We start from the raw sequence: 1,630 nt of genomic DNA, 5'->3' as shown, positions 1-1,630 counted from the left end.
GGGTCGCGGTGACCTGGACGGTGGTGGGTGGTGACGCCGTCACCCACTGGTCGAAGCGGGCGCCGTGCACCGCGACGGCCACGAGGTTGTTGCCCGCCGTGCGTTCCGCCGTGTCCATGAGGTGCTGGACGATCGTGGTGGCCGGGACCACGGGCCAGCGGTCCGGCTCATCGGGCCAGCCCGGGCGTTGGGGGAAGAAGCAGTGGTCGCGGAGGTAGGGCATGGTCTCGGTGGAGACCCGCAGATCGTGGGTGTGCGGGGTCGGTGGGCGGCTTGCCGCGATGACCGCTGTCGCGGTGGCGGCGGTCTCGCTGAGCAGGGCGTTCAGCTCTACTGCCCAACCCGGTGGGGGGCAATCGTTCCTCCCCCGGCTACCGCCGGGAGGTGCCCCCTGGACGGAACGGGTGGGCACCACCCGACCCGCACTCGGCGACGGCGGCCACGTACCACGGTGCGGCCCCGCTCCCCAGGACACCATCCGCGACAGCTCACCGCGCAGCTCGCTCAGCCTCGCTTCGCTGAGTGAGATCAGCGAACCGCTCAGGTCCAGCCGCACCGCAGGAGGCGCCGATCTCGCGCCCGAGGCCTCACGTGCCAGCACGGGGTCCACCTCCCCGCCCTCCGCCCACAGCGCCGTGGCCACGCGCCGAAGTTGGGACACCCCGTCCCGGTGAGGCGAGTTGGCGGCCACCACCAAGTGGTCACGCCCCTGCAGCGTGTCGCCGATGAGCGACCCCAACTGCCCCGTGCCCACCTGGACGAACGCGCGGAAACCCGCCTCGTACAGGGCTTCCGTCATCAGCCGGAAGCGCACCGGCTCCAGCAGATGCCGGATGAACAGTGCGCGCACCTCCGCCTCGGTCGCCGGATACGGTGCGGCGGTCGTCCCGGACCAGACGGGGGTCCTGGGCGGCAGGAGCAGCTCGAAGCGTTCCGTCACGGCTCGGATGGGGTCGAGGTAGGGCGCCAGCATCGGGGTGTGGAAGCCGGACTGGAAGGGCAGGACCTGCGCGATCACACCTTCGGCGCGCATGGCCCGGACGAACCCCTCGACATCACCACGCGGCCCGCACACCATCGACTGGCCGGGCGCGTTGTCGTGCGAGAGCACGATCCGGCCGTCCGCACGCTCGGTGAGCGCGTCGGACACCCGCCGCGCACCCGCGCCGAGGACGGCGAAGGCCAGACCGGGCACCCGCAGCGCGTCCGGGTCGAAGGAATCCAGGAAGGCGTCGACCTCCTCGCCCGCGTAGAGGCCGCCCACCACCAGCGCCGTCCACTCCCCCACGCTGTGCCCGGCCACCGCGTCCGGTACGACCCCCATCCGCCGCAGCGCCGCGTCCAGCAGCCGCCCGACGCCGAATACGCCGACGCCATGGCGGCCGATGTCGCCCACACGCGCCGCCTCGCCGAAGCGGTCCCCGGCGAGCCGGGAGAGCCCGAAGTACTCCGCGACACCGTCCACGCGGGGGACGAACTCGGCTTCGAGACCGGGGAAGACGAAGGCCAGCTTCCCCCTCGGCGCGGAGCCCGCGCCGAGCAGCGGCGCGGGGGTGAACCAGATGTCGTTGCGGCCCCGCCACGGACGGCCCTTGGCCACCATCCGCCGGGCGAGCGCGAGCCGTTTCGC

At 73.0% G+C, this 1,630-nt stretch carries 1 protein-coding gene; it reads right to left on the bottom strand.

The window, feature by feature from the left end:
• Nucleotides 1-1,630 (bottom strand): acyltransferase domain-containing protein (locus GWI24_RS44160; protein WP_210951630.1); only part of this gene is annotated, 1,630 nt, incomplete at both ends.

Source organism: Streptomyces sp. MK37H (assembly GCF_018035285.1).
GTDB classification, from domain to species: domain Bacteria; phylum Actinomycetota; class Actinomycetes; order Streptomycetales; family Streptomycetaceae; genus Streptomyces; species Streptomyces endocoffeicus.
The sequence above is the reverse complement of the archived record's forward strand: the minus strand, read 5'-3'. Positions and strand labels throughout refer to the sequence as shown.